This is a genomic window from Mucilaginibacter sp. SG538B (assembly GCF_013376065.1).
In the GTDB taxonomy this organism is placed as follows: domain Bacteria; phylum Bacteroidota; class Bacteroidia; order Sphingobacteriales; family Sphingobacteriaceae; genus Mucilaginibacter; species Mucilaginibacter rubeus.
The window spans coordinates 661,927-679,533 of sequence record NZ_JABMJI010000003.1 but is presented as its reverse complement, the minus strand read 5'-3'; the positions used below and the strand labels follow the sequence as shown (position 1 = coordinate 679,533).

Annotated in this window: 16 protein-coding genes; 11 read left to right on the top strand and 5 right to left on the bottom strand. The window is 42.3% G+C overall.

The window, feature by feature from the left end; all coding sequences use genetic code 11:
• Window position 1 precedes the first annotated feature (1 nt).
• The 6 genes from FHW88_RS18820 (at window position 2) to eutC (ending at window position 8,528) form a co-directional block, all read left to right on the top strand.
• On the top strand, window positions 2-502 hold the full coding sequence (locus tag FHW88_RS18820) for a hypothetical protein (RefSeq protein WP_139159966.1): 501 nt from the start codon (window positions 2-4) through the stop codon (window positions 500-502).
• A gap of 180 nt (window positions 503-682) precedes the next feature.
• Window positions 683-3,283, top strand: coding sequence for an MGH1-like glycoside hydrolase domain-containing protein (locus FHW88_RS18815; RefSeq protein WP_176627499.1), 2,601 nt, complete (start codon window positions 683-685; stop codon window positions 3,281-3,283).
• 222 nt (window positions 3,284-3,505) lie between these two features.
• Window positions 3,506-4,435, top strand: coding sequence for a sugar phosphate isomerase/epimerase family protein (locus FHW88_RS18810; protein ID WP_176627498.1), 930 nt, complete (start codon window positions 3,506-3,508; stop codon window positions 4,433-4,435).
• Window positions 4,436-4,706: 271 nt separating this feature from the next.
• Complete coding sequence (eat, locus tag FHW88_RS18805; protein WP_176627497.1) at window positions 4,707-6,059, top strand: ethanolamine permease; 1,353 nt, start codon at window positions 4,707-4,709, stop codon at window positions 6,057-6,059.
• A 100-nt stretch (window positions 6,060-6,159) separates the two neighbouring features.
• Entirely contained in the window at window positions 6,160-7,527 is a 1,368-nt protein-coding gene (locus FHW88_RS18800) for an ethanolamine ammonia-lyase subunit EutB (protein ID WP_176627496.1), read from the top strand.
• Window positions 7,528-7,772: 245 nt separating this feature from the next.
• Window positions 7,773-8,528 (top strand): ethanolamine ammonia-lyase subunit EutC, encoded by a 756-nt coding sequence (gene eutC, locus FHW88_RS18795; RefSeq protein ID WP_176627495.1) that lies wholly within the window; start codon window positions 7,773-7,775, stop codon window positions 8,526-8,528.
• 106 nt (window positions 8,529-8,634) lie between these two features.
• Here the strand turns inward: eutC and FHW88_RS18790 are convergent, their stop codons facing one another.
• Window positions 8,635-9,147, bottom strand: coding sequence for a DUF4251 domain-containing protein (locus FHW88_RS18790; RefSeq protein ID WP_176627494.1), 513 nt, complete (start codon window positions 9,145-9,147; stop codon window positions 8,635-8,637).
• Between the two features lie 134 nt (window positions 9,148-9,281).
• On the opposite strand from FHW88_RS18790, the gene FHW88_RS18785 reads away from it, so the two are divergent.
• On the top strand, window positions 9,282-9,926 hold the full coding sequence (locus tag FHW88_RS18785; RefSeq protein ID WP_090526957.1) for a hypothetical protein: 645 nt from the start codon (window positions 9,282-9,284) through the stop codon (window positions 9,924-9,926).
• Between the two features lie 64 nt (window positions 9,927-9,990).
• Here FHW88_RS18785 and htpG read toward each other — a convergent pair whose 3' ends face one another.
• Both htpG and accD read right to left on the bottom strand, forming a co-directional pair.
• A complete protein-coding gene (gene htpG / locus FHW88_RS18780) occupies window positions 9,991-11,874 on the bottom strand; it encodes a molecular chaperone HtpG (protein ID WP_176627493.1) in 1,884 nt (627 codons plus the stop codon).
• A gap of 318 nt (window positions 11,875-12,192) precedes the next feature.
• Window positions 12,193-13,038 (bottom strand): acetyl-CoA carboxylase, carboxyltransferase subunit beta, encoded by an 846-nt coding sequence (gene accD, locus FHW88_RS18775; RefSeq protein WP_176627784.1) that lies wholly within the window; start codon window positions 13,036-13,038, stop codon window positions 12,193-12,195.
• Window positions 13,039-13,307: 269 nt separating this feature from the next.
• Between accD and fbaA the strand changes: the two genes are divergently transcribed.
• The 3 genes from fbaA (at window position 13,308) to FHW88_RS18760 (ending at window position 15,390) form a co-directional block, all read left to right on the top strand.
• Window positions 13,308-14,387, top strand: coding sequence for a class II fructose-bisphosphate aldolase (gene fbaA / locus FHW88_RS18770; RefSeq protein ID WP_090526963.1), 1,080 nt, complete (start codon window positions 13,308-13,310; stop codon window positions 14,385-14,387).
• A gap of 102 nt (window positions 14,388-14,489) precedes the next feature.
• The gene (locus tag FHW88_RS18765; protein ID WP_090527640.1) at window positions 14,490-15,008 is read left to right on the top strand and encodes a low affinity iron permease family protein; all 519 of its coding nucleotides are present in this window, start codon (window positions 14,490-14,492) and stop codon (window positions 15,006-15,008) included.
• Window positions 14,965-15,390 (top strand): GNAT family N-acetyltransferase, encoded by a 426-nt coding sequence (locus tag FHW88_RS18760; protein ID WP_090526965.1) that lies wholly within the window; start codon window positions 14,965-14,967, stop codon window positions 15,388-15,390. Before FHW88_RS18765 ends, FHW88_RS18760 begins: the two co-directional genes overlap by 44 nt.
• A gap of 248 nt (window positions 15,391-15,638) precedes the next feature.
• Here FHW88_RS18760 and FHW88_RS18755 read toward each other — a convergent pair whose 3' ends face one another.
• Window positions 15,639-15,992, bottom strand: a complete 354-nt coding sequence (locus FHW88_RS18755) for a TfoX/Sxy family protein (RefSeq protein WP_176627492.1) — start codon at window positions 15,990-15,992, stop codon at window positions 15,639-15,641.
• An 83-nt stretch (window positions 15,993-16,075) separates the two neighbouring features.
• Entirely contained in the window at window positions 16,076-17,062 is a 987-nt protein-coding gene (locus FHW88_RS18750) for an aldo/keto reductase (RefSeq protein WP_176627491.1), read from the bottom strand.
• 192 nt (window positions 17,063-17,254) lie between these two features.
• On the opposite strand from FHW88_RS18750, the gene FHW88_RS18745 reads away from it, so the two are divergent.
• On the top strand, window positions 17,255-17,605 hold the full coding sequence (locus tag FHW88_RS18745) for a YciI family protein (RefSeq protein WP_176627490.1): 351 nt from the start codon (window positions 17,255-17,257) through the stop codon (window positions 17,603-17,605).
• The last annotated feature ends 2 nt before the right edge of the window (window positions 17,606-17,607 follow it).

The following is a 17,607-nucleotide window of genomic DNA, read 5'->3' as shown; positions in this document are numbered from 1 at the left end:
GATGAAGCGGATTTCAATAATGGCTTTTGCTGTGATATTGGTTAGCTGTAATAAATTGAGCCCGGCAGGGTTTTGGAAAGGGTTTGACAGCGATCATATCATAAAATCTGCCAGCGATCAGGGACCATGGGGCGGAACACGCACGATTGCCTGGAAAAATCGGTTACGTAATTATAATAGCCAGGATGTAATCAGATTTGCAGAAGGCAACGGTTGGAGGTTACTACAGACCATGGTTATCGACACCATTAGAAATAAAAAAATCTCCATCAGAAACGAAGGCAATAAAACACCAGATAAAGCAGATTTAGCAGTTTATGGTGGTAATACCGAAGCTGATTTAAGTTTTTCGGGTTGCGTTAACGATTACTGTACCCTGTATGAATTTAATTCTGGTTGGACTTATGTAACTGAGGGAGAGGCTATGATAGCAAAAGGGTATGTATTGGTAGATGCCAATAAGCACCGGATGACAATGTTTCATTCTTGGGGCGAATGGTAGATTTATAAGACAGAAGGTTAAGTCGTCGATAAGTTTTAGTCGAAAGAGATACCCCCAAATCCTTCCATTTCTTCATTAAACAGTAAAACCTGCCTTTTATATCTGTAACTTTCCTTAATTAAATCTACTTTGCGAAACACTTACCTTAAATTAGGGATAGTGTAAATTGTCATCTAAACTATGAACGCAGAACAATCAAGGTTAAAGGATACAGGTTGGAAAAAGTGGGGGCCTTACGTAAGTGATAGGCAGTGGGGTACCGTGAGGGAGGATTACAGTGCAAATGGTGATGCCTGGAACTACATAACCCATGATATGGCCCGCAGCAAAGCTTATCGCTGGGGCGAGGAAGGTATAGCCGGCATTTGCGATAGGCAGCAATATCTGTGTTTTGCAATAGCATTGTGGAATAAGAAAGACCCTATAATTAAAGAACGATATTTTGGTTTAAGCAACCCCGAAGGTAATCATGGCGAGGATGTGAAAGAGATGTACTACTATCTGGATAGTACACCTACCCACTCGTACATGAAAACGTTGTATAAATATCCGCAAAACGAGTTTCCGTACAAATGGCTGGTTGATGAGAACAAACGCCGCGGCCGCCAGGATCCGGAATTTGAACTGATGGACACGGGGATCTTTGATCGTAACGAATATTTTGATGTTTTTACCGAATATGCCAAAAGCGCGCAGGAAGATATCCTCATTAAAATAACTATTCATAACCGGAGTGAAGAGGATGCCCCGCTTAATGTAATGCCTACTTTATGGTTCCGCAATACCTGGGCTTGGGGATATGATTCGCGCAAACCAGATCTTTGTGCTTCTTCGGATAAAGTGATCAGCATTTTTCATAAAGACCTTGGGCAAACGTGGCTGCACATCGAAGGGCAAGCTCAACTCCTGTTCTGTGATAATGAAACTAACTCGCGCAGGCTTTATAATTATGACGATGGCCGAAAGTATTATAAGGATGGTATAAACGATTACATTATTCATGCTGCCGATACGGTAAATCCTAAAAACATGGGCACCAAGGCAGCTATAAATTACGATTTGAATATCCCGGCCAGGCGAAGCGTAACCATACGCTTGCGACTGTCTGAAGATGCAAATTATAGTTTTGAGGATTTTGACGAGGTTTTTGCTGTTCGCCAAACAGAGGCCGACCAGTTTTATAACGATATTCATGGCGCTACCATGAACCCCGATCGCCGCCTTATTCAGCGGCAGGCTTTTGCCGGCATGTTATGGAACAAGCAGTTTTACTATTCAGATACCCGCCATTGGCTTAGCGGTGATAAAGGGATGCCCCGCCCGCCTGCACAAAGGCAAAAAGCCCGAAACAGTAAGTGGACGCATCTTAATACCCGCGATATTGTTTCAATGCCAGATAAGTGGGAATATCCCTGGTTTGCCGCCTGGGACCTTGCTTTTCACTGCCTGCCGCTGGCAACCGTTGATATGGCCTTTGCCAAAAATCAGTTGATTTTGCTTACCCGCGATTGGTATATGCACCCTAACGGCCAGTTGCCTGCCTATGAATGGGATTTTGGCGATGTAAACCCTCCGGTACATGCCATGGCTGTATGGAACGTATATAAAACCGATAAGGAAAATAACAATGGAAAAGGGGATACTTATTTCCTGGAGCGGGTTTTTCACAAACTGATGCTCAATTTTACCTGGTGGGTTAACCGCAAGGACCAATCGGGCAATAATATTTTTGAGGGTGGTTTCCTGGGGATGGATAACATCGGTGTTTTTGACCGTAATATGCATTTACCATCCGGGCAGCATTTGGAACAGGCCGATGGCACCAGTTGGATGGCCATGTATTCGCTTAACCTGCTTCGTATTGCCACCGAGCTTACCGAAACCGACAAAGCCTACGCTGATATCGCTTCTAAGTTTTTTGAGCATTTCATTTATATTGTTGGGGCCATGTCAAACCTGGGCGAAAACAATGAAGGCCTTTGGGATGATGACGATGGCTTTTTTTATGATCAGATCCGTTTCCCTGATGATGGTTCTATTAAAATGCGGGTTAGGAGTATAGTAGGGTTGATTCCACTGTTTGCTACCGAGGTATTGGATGAAAAAGATATTACGGAAAGCCCGGTGTTTAAAGACCGCATGAAATGGTTTGCCGAAAATCGCCCCGATCTTGCATCGCTGGTTTCACGCTGGAACGAGAAGGGAAGCAACGGCAAACACCTGATAAGTTTGCTGCGTGGTTACAGGATGAAGTCATTGCTCAAATACATGTTAGATGAAAATGAATTTTTAAGCGACTACGGGATCCGGTCACTTTCAAAGTATCACCTTAAACACCCTTACCATGTTTCGGTAAATGGAGTTGAATTTGGCATATCCTATGTGCCGGGCGAAAGTGACAGCGGTTTATTTGGTGGTAACAGCAACTGGCGCGGCCCTATCTGGATGCCCATCAATTACCTGATTATTGATAGTTTGCACCGGTTCCATATGTTTTATGGCGACGAGTTTAAAATAGAATGCCCAACCGGTTCGGGAAATTTTATGAACCTGAAAGAGGTAGCGAACGAACTATATGCCCGGGTTTCCAAACTGTTTATGAAAAACGAAAATGCTGAGCGGCCGGTGTATGGTAAAAATCCCAAACTGCAAACCGATCCGCATTTTAAAGATCACATTTTGTTTTATGAGTTTTTTGATGGCGATACAGGTCTTGGTTTAGGTGCCGCACATCAAACCGGCTGGACAGGACTGATTGCCAATTGTTTGTATCTGGAATAGGGTGTATGTATATAATAACCTGGCACGGTGCTATAAATCAACACTGTGCCATGGTGGGACTGCTGCAGATAAATATTAAAACTTCCATCTGTCAATTAACCTTCAGTATGATACTTTTAGCTTGATATGAATTATTGTGTAAAAAAGACACAATAAAATTTCCTGGCTTATTATTAATTAATTAGCTTTACTGTACCAGTTAATTATTAACCATTATCAAGCATGATTTACAGCAGAAGAAATTTTATTAAAGGCACCGGTGCATTGGTGCTTGGCGGCATGGCCTTATCGGGTAAAGCAGCAAGTTTTTTGAGTAACATGGAGCATCATCCTGTAGGACTGCAGTTGTTTACTTTTTTCGGCGTTATTGACGAAGATGTAAAGGGCACATTGAGCAAAATTGCAGCTATAGGATACAAGGAATTGGAATCGGCCTTTAGTAAAAAAGGCGGCTATTATGGTATGAAGCCTAAAGAATTTAAAGCCATGGTGAATAACCTGGGCATGAGCTGGACCTCGCACCATGTTCTTGGCGCTCCGTTTAAACTGCCACCGGGAGCAAAAATGCCTGCAGGTGCAGATGGTAAGCCGATGGTATTGCCTCCTGTATTGAACCTGCGCGATAATATGCAGCAGGTGATTGACGAGGTTGCTGACGGCGGCGTTCAATACCTGGTTTGCGCCAATTCGCCTACGGCTACGCTTGATGAAATAAAATCGACTATTGAGGTATTAAACAAAACAGGAGAGGCCGCGAAAAAAGCGGGGATCCAGTTTGCTTATCATAACCATGATATGGAGTTTCACGCAGTTGATGGTAAAGTGCCTTATGACATGCTATTAAGCGAAACAGATGCGGGTAATGTAAAAATGGAGCTTGATTTGGCCTGGGCTGTTAAAGCGGGTAAAAATCCGGTAGAAATGTTTAAGGAACATCCCGGTCGTTTCCCGCTTTGGCATGTGAAAGATTTGGATGCAGGCAGGCAGAATATACAACCTGTAGGAGGTGGCACTATTGATTTTAAACCAATTTTTGTAGCGGCTAAATCAGCAGGTATGCAACACTTTTTTGTAGAGCATGATATGCCTAAAGATGCCTTTGCAAGTATTACAGCCAGTATGGGATATTTGAAGGATAAGCTGATGGTGTAAATAGGGGAGTGATATCCGAATCGTTAACTATTAATTGTTTTATAATAGAATTGCAGCCGATAAATTAAGTTTTATCGGCTGTTTTGTTTGCTAACGATTGTTGTTTGCCTCTTATTTTAGTTTATGAGCTTTTTTTGTAAAAGAAGACGCCGGAACTTGTTGTATTTTTCGGAAAAGTATGGCTTAACAATTCCATAATGTACCGTAATTTTGATTTAACTTGCCTGTTGAGTAATTTAAGGCGATAAAATATTATTTATAACGGCGGCGCATGGCAGAAACATCTACAGAACATTTAAAAAGGGTTTTGAAACCTATCCATTTATGGGCCATAGCCGTAGGTCTGGTTATTTCGGGCGAATATTTCGGGTGGAATTTGGGATGGGCTGTATCCGGCACTATAGGTTTGCTCATAGCCACCCTGGTTATCACCTTGATGTATATTACATTTATTTTTAGCTATACCGAACTCACCGCCTCCATACCTCATGCGGGAGGCGCTTTTGCTTATGCGTATCGGGCTATGGGACCGTTTGGCGGGTTAATTGCCGGTTACGCTACCCTTGTTGATTTCCTGGTGGCTACGCCTGCTGTAGCAGTTTCTTTAGGAAGCTACCTGCATTTTTTATACCCGGCTATCCCAATAGCAGAGGCCGCTATGGGCTTTAATGTTCTTTTTATCCTTTTAAATATGCTTGGGGTAAAGGAATCGGCGACGTTTTCGGTGTTCATTACCATACTTGCCGTAATTGAGCTGCTGCTTTATCTGGGCATTGTTTCACCGCATTTTAAAATGGTAAACTACCTCACCAATCCTATGCCCTTTGGCTGGGCTGGTGTGTTTGCAGCCCTGCCTTTTGCAGTTTGGTTTTACCTGGCCATTGAAGGTGTTGCGATGGTGGCCGAAGAAGTGGAGAACCCGAAAAGGAATATTCCCCGAGGTTATATATCAGCCATTATAACGCTGGTAGTGTTAGCGCTGGGTGTAATGGTCATAACCGGCGGGCTTACCGACTGGCGCAAACTAAGCCATTTAGACTACCCCTTGCCCGAGGCTATCGGGATAGTATTGGGCAAAGGAAACGGTTTAACCAAAATATTTGCGAGTATAGGTTTATTTGGACTGATCGCGTCGCTGCATGGTATTATTCTCGCCTCTTCGCGGCAGGTGTTTGCCATGGCACGCAGCGGTTATTTGCCCCGGATGCTGTCGGACATTAATCACAGATTTAAAACACCACATTGGGCGCTTGTTGTAAGTGGTATAGTAAGCTCCATCTTCATTTATAAGTTTAAGACGGATCAGATCATCATGCTGTCGGTGCTTGGTGCTGTGGTTATGTATATTATGAGCATGCTAAGCCTTTTTATACTACGCAAAAAGGAGCCCCGTTTAAGCCGACCATTTTTGGCTCCAATGTTCCCGGTTTTCCCGGCAATAGCTTTGGTAATTTGTGTAGTATGCTTATTTGCAACGATATATTTTAACCCTGATATGAGCCTCATTTTTGCAGGAGGATTAGTAATTGTATTGCTGATTTTTATAGTGATGGGCAAGCATAAAGTGGCATTAACAGAAGACCTGATGAGCGCACCAATGGATGAGAAGGTCATTAATCATTGAGTCATTAAATCATTTGCTTGTTCGCTTTTTGAATAATGAACCAATGACATAATGATTGAAAAAAATGACCCAATGACCAGTGAAATAATGATATAAAGAAATGTACCGCCACAACATACATCACCGGGTTTATAAGTTTCCCAACCTGAAAACATTGCTGGGCAAGGCGTCACCTTACCGCTCGGGCGATGAACTGGCCGGGCTTTGTGCCGTGGGGTATGAGGAACGTGTGGCTGCACAAATTACCCTGGCCGATGTGCCGCTTAAAAACTTTTTAAATGAAGCGGTAATCCCTTATGAGGACGATGAAATTACCCGCCTGATTATTGACGATCATGATAAGGCTGCCTTTAGTCACATTGGCCATTTAACCGTTGGCGAATTACGTGATTGGTTATTAAGTGACGAAACCGACTGTGCTATTTTAACAACTATAGCTCCCGGCTTGACACCCGAAATGGTTGCTGCAGTATCCAAACTGATGCGCAACCAGGACCTGATTGCTATGGCCAATAAATGCCAGGTGGTTACCCGCTTTCGTAATACCATAGGCTTAAAGGGACATTTCAGTACCCGTTTACAGCCCAATCACCCAACTGATGATCCGCGGGGAGTAGCGGCCAGCATCATCGACGGCTTATTATTTGGTAGCGGCGATGCTGTTATAGGCATTAACCCGGCGACTGACAGTCCGGCGGCGGTGAGCAGTTTATTGACGTTGATGGATGAGTTACGGCACCGTTTCGATATCCCTACACAAACCTGCGTGCTAAGCCACATAACTACCACATTACAATTGGTTAACGAAGGTGCTCCTGTAGATCTGTGTTTTCAATCCATAGCCGGTACAGAGAAGGCCAACGCCAGTTTCGGGGTTAATTTAAGCTTGATTGAGGAAGCTTACCAGGCCACACTATCGTTAAAGCGGGGTACTGTTGGTAATAATGTAATGTACTTTGAAACCGGACAGGGTAGCGCCTTATCAGCCAATGCCAATTTCGGTGTTGATCAGCAAACCTGCGAGGTGAGGGCCTATGCCGTCGCCCGTAAGTTTAATCCTTTGCTGGTGAATACGGTAGTGGGTTTTATTGGCCCCGAATATTTATATGATGGCAAGCAGATCATCCGTGCCGCGCTCGAAGATCATTTTTGCGGAAAGCTTTTAGGCCTGCCCATGGGTGTTGACGTTTGCTATACCAATCATGCGGAAGCCGATCAGGACGATATGGATAACCTGCTTACGTTGCTTGGTGTAGCGGGTTGTAACTTCGTGATGGGTATTCCGGGCTCGGATGATATTATGCTTAATTACCAGTCAACTTCGTTTCATGATGCTCTTTACCTGCGTAAAGTATTGGGGTTGAAACCCGCTCCCGAGTTTGAGGGTTGGTTGATAAAGCAGGGGATTGTTGATGATAAAGGTTATATGCTGCCTGTTACGGAACACGGGTTGTTGAGAGGTTTTTGATTGAAGGCGAAAGGGTAAAGGCGAAAGGTAAAAGGTTTTTTGAACTGACGAAAAATAAAAAATACGGTGTCATCCTCTGCCGTCGCTCGGCTCCAGCCGAGTGTCAGCTATCTCACGGCCTCTGGCCGACGTAAGCTCTTATGGCACACAGGCCGGAGGCCTATGAATAATGGTCATTCAGCTGGAGCCGAGCGAAGGCAGAGTGACAGGTTGCCGCTATATCAAGGACATAAGTAAACCATTAAATGAAACGAAATATCCCACAGGAAATTGAGCCACTAAAAGCTTTGCAGGAATTTACTTCCGCGCGGATAGCTATTGGCCGGGTGGGAACGAGTATCCCCTTAAAACAGTCGCTTGACTTTAAGCTGGCACATGCGCATGCACGTGATGCTGTATACTCTGAATTAAATTCAGGCAAACTAACTAATTCCCTTAAACACTTTGAACAGCCTATCCTGCACCTGCATAGCCAGGTAACAGACCGGCGGCAATACCTGCAACGGCCCGATCTTGGGCGTAAACTTAATAAAGCCTCATTGAATGAGTTAAACGGCTACAGCATTGAAAGTGATGTGGCCATTATGATAGTTGATGGTCTCTCTGCAACAGCGGTAAATGAAAATACAATTGGTTTGCTCGATGCGCTAATTCCTTTGTTAGTTGCCGATGGTTTAAAGCTTGCGCCGATAAGTCTGGTTGAACAAGGCAGGGTGGCTATTGGCGATGATATTGGGTATGGCCTGAAGGCTAAACTTTCTTTGATCTTGATTGGTGAACGCCCTGGTCTAAGTGCCGCGGATAGTCTTGGTGCATATCTTACCTATAATCCCAAACCCGGTTTGACAGACGAATCACGAAACTGCGTTTCTAATATCCGCCCCAAAGGTTTAACCTATAAAAAAGCAGCAAAGAAAATTTTCTATTTAATTAATGAAGCGTTTAAACGGAAACTGTCGGGAGTGGAGCTGAAGGATAATGCGGGATTGATAGAGTCTTAAGTACTAAGTCGGAAGTCATAAGTTATAAAGCTCGATATAATAGAAAAGTCCGAAAGCTCCATATAGCAAATTTCGGACTTAATACTTAGAACTTCGTACTTAAGACTCACTTCCTCCTCGCTTCCACATAACCATTGAATGATATTGGGTCGCGGTTGCTGCTGATCACTTGCAGAGAGCCGTAGCCATCCTGCGAAATACTTAGATTAAACGTTTGTACATCGCGCCAGTCGGCTATGTTTTTTTCTTTGGGTTTGATCGTGATATTCCATCCGCTTCCCTTTTTTACTGACGAATATGTGAATTTTGTAGTATTAACTTTGATGCCGCCATCTGTTGTTCCCGGAGGAGGCGCTACATAGGCCCGGCCAAAATAAGGTAAAAATGATACAATGGTATCTTTGCTTATCGTCATGTCATAATCAGAGGTAAGCGGCCTGGTACCGCCCCGCATCGGTAAAGCATAATTTGCCTTAAATACAAAGTTTTGGTCCTCTACCATCTTTTTGATTTCAGCCTGTTTGGCTGCCTTTTTTTCAGCCTTGGTTTGAGCAAAGCTTACGTTAACGCCAATAAATATGAAAGCAGCCAAGAGGGCTATTTTGTTTAAGATTTTCATGATATAAATGTTTAAGTGGTTAGACTGTAAAGAGTTATTTAGGTTTAAGTACATTCAAATTTAAGCAATCTTTTAAACAAAAAAGCCCACTGGTAATTCAGTAGATTTAGGCACTAAAAAACTATTGGACAAATATGTTTCGACTATTTAATAGAAAAAAGTCAAAGCGCCCTGTACAGGATTGGGAATTGGTGCTGATGTATAAAACGCTTGAAAAACTGCCAACGGAGTTTGAATATCTGAAACGCCAGATAGAAGCAGATATATTTGCCTCATCTCTTGTTGGTTATAGTGCCTCTTATCCTGATTATGTGGCATTTTCTTATGCCGACGGGATTAGTGCTTTTGAACGCAAGCGCGAGCATGGCTATAAAATTACCAATATAAAAGTGCGGGATATTGGCGGGAGTAAAACATTTATGTATGTAATATACGTACATAACGGAGTTATCACAGGATATTCTATACACGGTTTAAAAAAACAGATTATTGATGTTATTAGTGCTGATACAGATGCTTATGTCAAGGAGTTTTATGCGGATGACAATGAGGATTATGAAAGCCTGAAAAGGATAATAAGTAAAGATGACCTGAAGTTGATTAAGCCGGAGAATGTTTATAAACTAAACCTGAAAGGCCGGGTGTTTTATCATATAGAAGATCTTGAAGACGGTGATTTTATAGGGATTGAAAGTAATGGCCAAATCTGCAAAATAACACATGATCCTTTTGAAATTATTCTTCTTAAAGAAAACTTAGCAGAGATCCTTTCAATGTAAAAGGCCACCTGTTTTTCAGATGGCCTTTAAAGTAAAGGATTTGCTGCTTTATTAAAGCAATGTATTATATCAAGCTAACACTGCGTTTAACAAACTCGGTTAAATCGGCACCGGTTAATAAGCCTTGTGATAACAATGCCAAATCAAAAGCTTGTTTTGAAAGTTGTGCCTGTACAGTTTCGTCTTCTTCCTGCAAAATACGGCTTACCAGTTTGTGGTTGCCATTTACAATTACTTTGTAGTTATCAGGCATGTTTCCGTAAAAACTCATGCCACCGCCCATAGCTGCCATATCTTTCATGCGGCGCATAAACTCGTCCATAGTTACGGTAACCGGTAACTCGTCTGGGTTAAGGCTTTCTATTTGAACGTTGTAAGCTGGCCTGTTAATGGCTTTATCAAAAATGCTTTTTACCTGGGTGCTTTGTTCTTCGGTAAGTACCGTTTCAAGCGCGTCATCCTTTTTAATCAGTTTATCAGCAACATCAGCATCAACACGTTTTAATGATGTTTTCTCTAATTTTTGCTCCAACTGGCTGATGAAGTGATTGTCAATAGGAGAGTTCATCACCAATACATCATAGCCTTTTTTATTGGCAGACTGGATAAACGAATCCTGTTTCGCAGGGTCATTGGTGTAGATGTAAACCAATTGACCGTCTTTATCTGTTTGGTTAGCTTCAACTTTGTCTTTATACTCGGGCAGCGTAAAGTTTTGTTTTTCGGTGTTGGTAACCAAAACAAAGTCTTTGGCTTTGTCATAAAACTTGTCTTCGCTCACCATACCATACTTTACAAACAGGCCAATGTCGGTCCATTTTTCTTCGTAAGCTTTACGGTCTGCTTTGAACAGGTCTGACAATTTATCAGCTACCTTTTTGGTAATATAACTGTTGATCTTTTTAACATTGCTGTCCGCTTGCAAAAAGCTGCGTGATACGTTAAGCGGAATATCCGGTGAATCGATAACACCATGCAACAGCATTAAAAATTCAGGGACAATATCTTTTACTTCATCAGTAATAAATACCTGGCGGCTAAATAATTTGATCTTGTTTTTTTGGAACTCAAAATCATTTTTCAGCTTAGGGAAATATAGTACACCTGTTAAGTTGAAAGGATAATCAACATTCAGGTGGATCCAGAACAATGGATCTTCGCTGAAAGGATAAAGCTGTTTGTAAAAGTCAAGATAATCTTCATCTTTTAATTCAGATGGCGCTTTTGTCCAGATAGGGTTGGTAGTGTTGATGATATTATCAACCTCCACTGAAGTATATTTTGGTTTACCTTCTTCGTCAACACCATCTTCAACAGATTCGGTCTTAGTGCCGAATTTAATAGGCACAGGTAAAAATTTGCAATATTTATCCAGGATCTCCTGCAATTTGTACTGGCTTAAAAACTCGGCCGATTCATCATTGATATACAAAGTGATCTCGGTACCACGCTCTTCTAAAATACCTTCGCCAATTTCAAATTCGGTGCTACCGTCGCATACCCAGAAAGCAGGCTCTGCGCCTTCCTGGTATGATAAGGTTTGGATCTCCACCTTATCAGCCACCATGAATGCTGAATAAAAACCTAAACCAAAGCGACCGATGATCTCGTTGGCATCTTTTGCTTCCTTGAATTTCTCCATGAATTCGGTGGCGCCTGAGAAAGCGATCTGGTTGATGTACTTTTTAATCTCTTCGGCGGTCATACCGATACCATTATCGCTAATGGTGATGGTCTTTTTGTCTGCATCAAAAGCAACCTCAACACGGAGGTCGCCAAGTTCGCCGGTGTACTGGCCTAATGAAGCTAAACGTTTAATTTTTTGGGTAGCATCTACCGCGTTTGATACCAGCTCGCGCAGAAATATCTCATTATCAGAGTATAAGAACTTCTTAATGATCGGGAAAATGTTCTCGGTGTGGATCGAAATGCTGCCTTTTTCTTGCATAACTATATTTTAATAGGATTGATTTAATGATTGTCGCCAATGCAACATCAATGTGTGTTCCAATTGTTATTATATTGTCAAAATGGCAGGATGAGGGGTTTTGGTCAGATAAGTCGTGGAGGTAAGGCTTATTCACCCGTCATTGCAAGATACGAAGCAATCCCCAACTTTACAGACGCTATGTAAGTGCCCCTGCAGAGTTCGCGATTGCTTCGTCGTTCCTCCTCGCAATGACGATTTTCCAAAAGCTATAGCAAAAAAATAAGGGATAAACATTTAAGCTTATCCCTTACCATATAATAAAGATTGCTTATATCGTTAATCGGCCATCATTTTGATAAACGAGGCTAATTTTTCTTTCATTTCTCTTCTGTCAACAATGAAATCAAGGAAGCCATGTTCCTGCACAAATTCGGCAGTCTGGAAACCCTTCGGTAGATCTTTTTTAATAGTTTCTTTAATTACCCTTGGCCCTGCAAAACCTATCAGCGCGCCAGGTTCGGCAATATTGATATCGCCTAACATAGCGTATGATGCTGTTACACCGCCTGTAGTAGGATCGGTAAGTAATGAGATATAAGGGATTTTTGCCTGTGCAAGTAAGGCAAGTTTGGCTGATGTTTTAGCCATCTGCATCAACGAAAACGCGGCTTCCATCATGCGCGCACCACCTGATTTTGAGATCATCAGGAACGGGACTTTATGTTGGATACAGTAATCAATAGAGCGGGCTATCTTTTCACCAACTACCGATCCCATTGATCCCCCAATAAAGTTAAAGTCCATACAGGCAATAACCAGGTCCTGACCGTCAATTTTACCGGCGCCTGCCCTTATTGCATCTTTTAAACCTGTTTTGTGCTGAGTTTCCTTAAGCCGGTCAGTGTATTTTTTGGTGTCTTCAAAATGAAGCGGATCACCCGAGGTAAGATCAGGAAAAAGTTCTGTAAACTCGTTATTATCAAATAGGACCGAAAAATATTCTTTTGAACCTATGCGCAGGTGGAAGCCACAGTAATGGCACACATATTGATTTTCTACCTGCTCAGAATAGTGTAAAGGTTTTTTACAATTAGGGCATTTATTCCAGATGCCATCGGGGGCTTCCTTCTTTTCCTCAGTAGTCGTAATTATCCCTTTCAACTCTCGTTTAAACCATGCCATATCTGTGTCTAACTCTTTCAATTGGGTACAAAGAAACAAAAAATATTAAACATGTGGTGCCGGTATATAAAAAGTTATAGGGGGCAAATTGTTTGCTTGAAAGTTTAATTACTTATTTGATGCTATTTTTGTAATAAAAGGATCGGATTGTTAATTAATTATATCATATTTTTAAATTAACCCTATTTTTACTACCGTTTTAATATACTTTTAAGATTGCTTATCCGAATTCAATAAATTTTATAACTTCGAGCCCCAAATAAACGCTAATGGATTTAAAAAATTATAGAGGTGTTCTGCACGGCGATCAGGTGCAGGAACTATTTGAAGCAGCAAAAAAGCACCAGTTTGCTTTACCGGCAGTAAACGTTATTGGTACTAATACTATCAATGCAGTTATGGAAACAGCTAAAGCTGTTAACTCTCCGGTTATTATTCAGCTGTCAAATGGCGGTGCACAGTTTTACGCCGGCAAATCATTGGATAATTCAAAACTTCAGGCCTGTATTTTAGGTGGTGTATCTGCTGCAAAGCATGTTCACCTGTTGGCTGAGCATTACGGCGTTGCGGTTATCCTGCATACAGACCATGCTGCCAAGAAATTGTTACCGTGGATTGATGGCCTCCTGGATCATGGCGAGAAATTTTTTGCCGAAACAGGCAAGCCTCTATTTTCATCGCACATGCTCGACCTTTCAGAAGAGCCTATTGAAGAGAATATCGAAATTTCGGCCAAATATCTTGAGCGTATGGCTAAAATGGGCATGACCCTTGAAATTGAGTTGGGTGTAACCGGCGGTGAAGAAGATGGCGTTGACAATTCGGATGTTGACAGCTCTCGTTTATATACCCAGCCAGAAGAGGTTTCTTATTCATATGAGCACCTTTTAAAAGTAAGCCCCCGTTTTACTGTAGCTGCTGCTTTTGGTAACGTTCATGGTGTGTACAAACCAGGTAATGTTAAGTTACAACCGGTTATCCTGCATAACTCACAGGAGTATGTTAAACAAAAATTTGGTTTAACTGCCGAAAAACCGATCAACTTTGTATTCCATGGTGGTTCTGGTTCAAGCCAGGAAGAAATCCGCGAAGCTATTTCATATGGTGCTATCAAAATGAATATTGATACCGATATGCAATGGGCTTACTGGGAAGGCATTAAAGATTACTATAAATCAAAAGAAGGATACCTGCAAAGCCAGATCGGTAGCCCGGATGGTGAGGATTCTCCAAACAAGAAATATTATGACCCGCGCGTTTGGTTACGCAAAGGTGAGGAAAACTTTGTAAAAAGGCTTTCTGTTGCCTTTGAAGACCTTAACTGTATCGACGTTTACAGCAAATTATAATATTCATCAGAAATTAACAAAGCGCCTGTACATTTGTTGTACAGGCGCTTTGTTGTTTACAGGCAGCTGGCGATTCCATTAAAAAAAGATAAAGTCTGCTATATGGTTGAAATTAATAAAAAGAAAAAGAATTTATTTGAACGCTTTGCCAATTGGGCCACTATAGCCACGGGCAGTTCGGGCGCATTTATCACGGCTTTTGGCATCATCATTGTTTGGGGAATAACCGGACCATTATTCCATTATTCAGATACCTGGCAGTTGGTTATCAATACCGGTACCACTGTGGTTACTTTTCTGATGGTTTTTTTGATCCAGAAATCACAAAATAAAGATTCGAAGGCTATACATTTGAAACTGAATGAGCTGCTTGCCTCGCACCAGGGGGCAAGTAACCGGATGGTTGATATTGAAGATATTACCGAAAAGGAGCTCGATCAATTGCATAAATTTTATGTGGAACTGGCCGGACTTGCCGAAGAGGAAGATGATATCACCTGTACGCACTCTATTGATGCGGCAAGAGAAAACCACACCACAAAACTCAATCATTTCAAAACAAAACCGCATTACATCAATGCCCGCAAAAATCATAGTAAAAAAAGTAACGGAGCAAGCTGATCTTGATATCGTGCATGCCATAAGGCGGGAAGTATTTGTAGTTGAACAAAATTGCCCTCCCGAGCTGGAATATGAACATGAAGATGTATCTCATCATTTTTTAGCTACCGTTGATGGAGAACCGGCCGGTGCCTGCCGCTGGCGTAAAACCGAAAATGGTTATAAGCTTGAGCGGTTTGCCGTATTGAAAACGTTCAGAGGATTTGGGATAGGAGGAGAGCTGGTGAAAGCGGTGTTAACTGATTTGCCAGCCGATGCGGATTATGTTTATCTTAATTCGCAAACCCACGCGGTACCTTTTTATGAAAAACTGGGTTTTGAAGCATCAGGGCCGGAGTTTGAAGAAGCCGGGATCAAACATTATAAAATGGTGAAGAAGTAAAACGTTGTCGTTTTGCAGCGACTATTTAAAAGTAAAGAAAGCGTTGTTGCTTCCTACCTGCCCATGACAAGTTAAAAAGGATGTCATGTTGAGGCTCTCGAAACATGGTGGGCGGGGCCTCTGCGCGCGAGTCTTCGATGGGCTTAGACTGACAGTTCAAAGTTTGTCATTACACCTTCAGAGGCCATCGGATTTAATCACTCAGACTGACTACTATGGTCGATAAACCAACGGTGAATAAATGAGGGTTATTTCTTTTTGGATTTCCTCTTTTTAGATGCTTCTGCCAGCGGATTAAATTCAAGGCACAAATTAATCCAGTAATTCAGCTGGTCGTTGGTTTGCAGGTTGAAGTCTTCAACATAAACATAGCCTTTCATTACTCTTTCGCCGCTTACCATTTGGTTACAGTTTCCTTTCTCAAGTTCAATAGCGGCTTGTTGTTCGCCAATGCGGCACAAAATGCTATTGTCGCGTACGCAAACACATAACTTATCATCTACCATAAAACAAACTCCCTGGAACATTTTCTTTTCTTCCACCATCGGAAGGTCCATTAATTCTTCGCGAATACGATCGGCCATTTGTTCGTTATATGCCATAAGGGTTTATATTTTTTCACGCAGAGGCGCCAAGACGGCAACGGAATCCGGCGTCTTAGCGCCTTAGTGAAATAAAATTACAATTAATTCTTATCAACAAATTTGTAATTAGCCTCATTATACCTGTCGCCGGTATCCGGGTATTTAGCTAAAACGGTTTCAATATCCTGTAAATCATTGGCTGTTAATTCCACATCAACCGAACCTGCATTGTCCAAAAGGTATTTTCTCCTCTTTGTTCCTGGAATAGGGATAATGTTATCGCCTTGTGCCAGCACCCAGGCAAGCGCCAACTGGGCAGGTGTGCAATTTTTTTGAGTGGCAAGCTTTGCAAACTCATGAGCCAGCCCCATGTTATTTTCGGCGTTGGCATCCTGATAACGGGGCAGGCTTTTCCTGAAATCGTTATCAGCCAGTTTGGTTACATCCAACGCGTTTGTTACCAAACCACGTACCAGTGGGCTGAATGGCACGAATGAAATCCCAAGCTCTTTGCACACGGGCAATACCTCAGCCTCTACATCGCGCGTTAATAAAGAATATTCACTTTGCAAGGCACTAATTGGATGCACCGCGTGTGCACGACGGACAGAGTTTGCCGAAGCTTCAGACAGCCCCAGGTATTTTACTTTACCTTCTTTTACCAGGTCGGCCATGGCGCCAACCATGTCCTCAACAGGCACATTTGGGTCGATCCGGTGGGCGTAGTACAAGTCAATCACATCCGTTTTTAAGCGTTTTAAGCTCTGCTCAACCGCGGTTTTAAGATAAGCCGGCGAGCCGTCAAATTCAGTCAGCTTGCCATCGGCACCGGCCCTGAAACCAAATTTGGTGGCGATGAAGATCTTATCACGATTGGGTACCAATACCTTTGATACTAATTCTTCATTGCGGCCATTGGCATAAACATCGGCCGTATCCCAAAAGTTAATATCTATTTCTATTGATTTTTCAAGGGTGGCTATTGATTCATCGTCATCCGGCTTGCCGTAAGCATGGTTCATGCCCATACATCCCAGTCCAATGGCCGAAAGTTCAACTCCGGTATTTCCTAATTTTCTGTATTTCATAATGTGGTAGTATTGTTGTACTATCAAAGTACGTGAAATAACAAAAGCACATCAACCTCAATTTATAAGTATTATGTAAGGTTATACATTGCAGATTAACTTTTTCTGGTTAATTTGAAAAAAAAATGAGTGGTTGTCCAATTCAGCCAACCCTGATCGTCTTTTGGTTTTTAACCATTAAATTCAAAAAACATGAACGAGTTCTTATTGATCTTCAGAAGAGACGCAGAAGCCACTGCAGCAACGCGGTCGCCCGAACAGATGCAAACCATGATGAATTACTGGCGCGAATGGATTGGCGGGATTGCCGCGCAAAACAAACTGGTTGCTGTAGGCAATAGGTTGGATACCGCTGGCAGCGTAGTAAAACCTGACAATGTAGTAACAGACGGCCCTTATGTTGAGGTTAAGGAAGCCATAGGGGGTTACAGTATTATCAAAGCGTCATCGCTGGAAGAAGCCACGGAGTTATCAAAGGGCTGCCCGATCCTGTCGGTAGGGGGCAGTGTTGAAGTTCGTCCTATCATCCCAATGGAAGTGTAATT

Bases quoted from the DNA above. Each gene is read 5' to 3' on its own strand.
- FHW88_RS18820 (WP_139159966.1), top strand. From the start codon at position 2: ATGAAGCGGATTTCAATAATGGCTTTTGCTGTGATATTGGTTAGCTGT.
- FHW88_RS18815 (WP_176627499.1), top strand. From the start codon at position 683: ATGAACGCAGAACAATCAAGGTTAAAGGATACAGGTTGGAAAAAGTGG.
- FHW88_RS18810 (WP_176627498.1), top strand. From the start codon at position 3,506: ATGATTTACAGCAGAAGAAATTTTATTAAAGGCACCGGTGCATTGGTG.
- eat (WP_176627497.1), top strand. From the start codon at position 4,707: ATGGCAGAAACATCTACAGAACATTTAAAAAGGGTTTTGAAACCTATC.
- FHW88_RS18800 (WP_176627496.1), top strand. From the start codon at position 6,160: ATGTACCGCCACAACATACATCACCGGGTTTATAAGTTTCCCAACCTG.
- eutC (WP_176627495.1), top strand. From the start codon at position 7,773: ATGAAACGAAATATCCCACAGGAAATTGAGCCACTAAAAGCTTTGCAG.
- FHW88_RS18790 (WP_176627494.1), bottom strand. From the start codon at position 9,147: ATGAAAATCTTAAACAAAATAGCCCTCTTGGCTGCTTTCATATTTATT.
- FHW88_RS18785 (WP_090526957.1), top strand. From the start codon at position 9,282: ATGTTTCGACTATTTAATAGAAAAAAGTCAAAGCGCCCTGTACAGGAT.
- htpG (WP_176627493.1), bottom strand. From the start codon at position 11,874: ATGCAAGAAAAAGGCAGCATTTCGATCCACACCGAGAACATTTTCCCG.
- accD (WP_176627784.1), bottom strand. From the start codon at position 13,038: ATGGCATGGTTTAAACGAGAGTTGAAAGGGATAATTACGACTACTGAG.
- fbaA (WP_090526963.1), top strand. From the start codon at position 13,308: ATGGATTTAAAAAATTATAGAGGTGTTCTGCACGGCGATCAGGTGCAG.
- FHW88_RS18765 (WP_090527640.1), top strand. From the start codon at position 14,490: ATGGTTGAAATTAATAAAAAGAAAAAGAATTTATTTGAACGCTTTGCC.
- FHW88_RS18760 (WP_090526965.1), top strand. From the start codon at position 14,965: ATGCCCGCAAAAATCATAGTAAAAAAAGTAACGGAGCAAGCTGATCTT.
- FHW88_RS18755 (WP_176627492.1), bottom strand. From the start codon at position 15,992: ATGGCATATAACGAACAAATGGCCGATCGTATTCGCGAAGAATTAATG.
- FHW88_RS18750 (WP_176627491.1), bottom strand. From the start codon at position 17,062: ATGAAATACAGAAAATTAGGAAATACCGGAGTTGAACTTTCGGCCATT.
- FHW88_RS18745 (WP_176627490.1), top strand. From the start codon at position 17,255: ATGAACGAGTTCTTATTGATCTTCAGAAGAGACGCAGAAGCCACTGCA.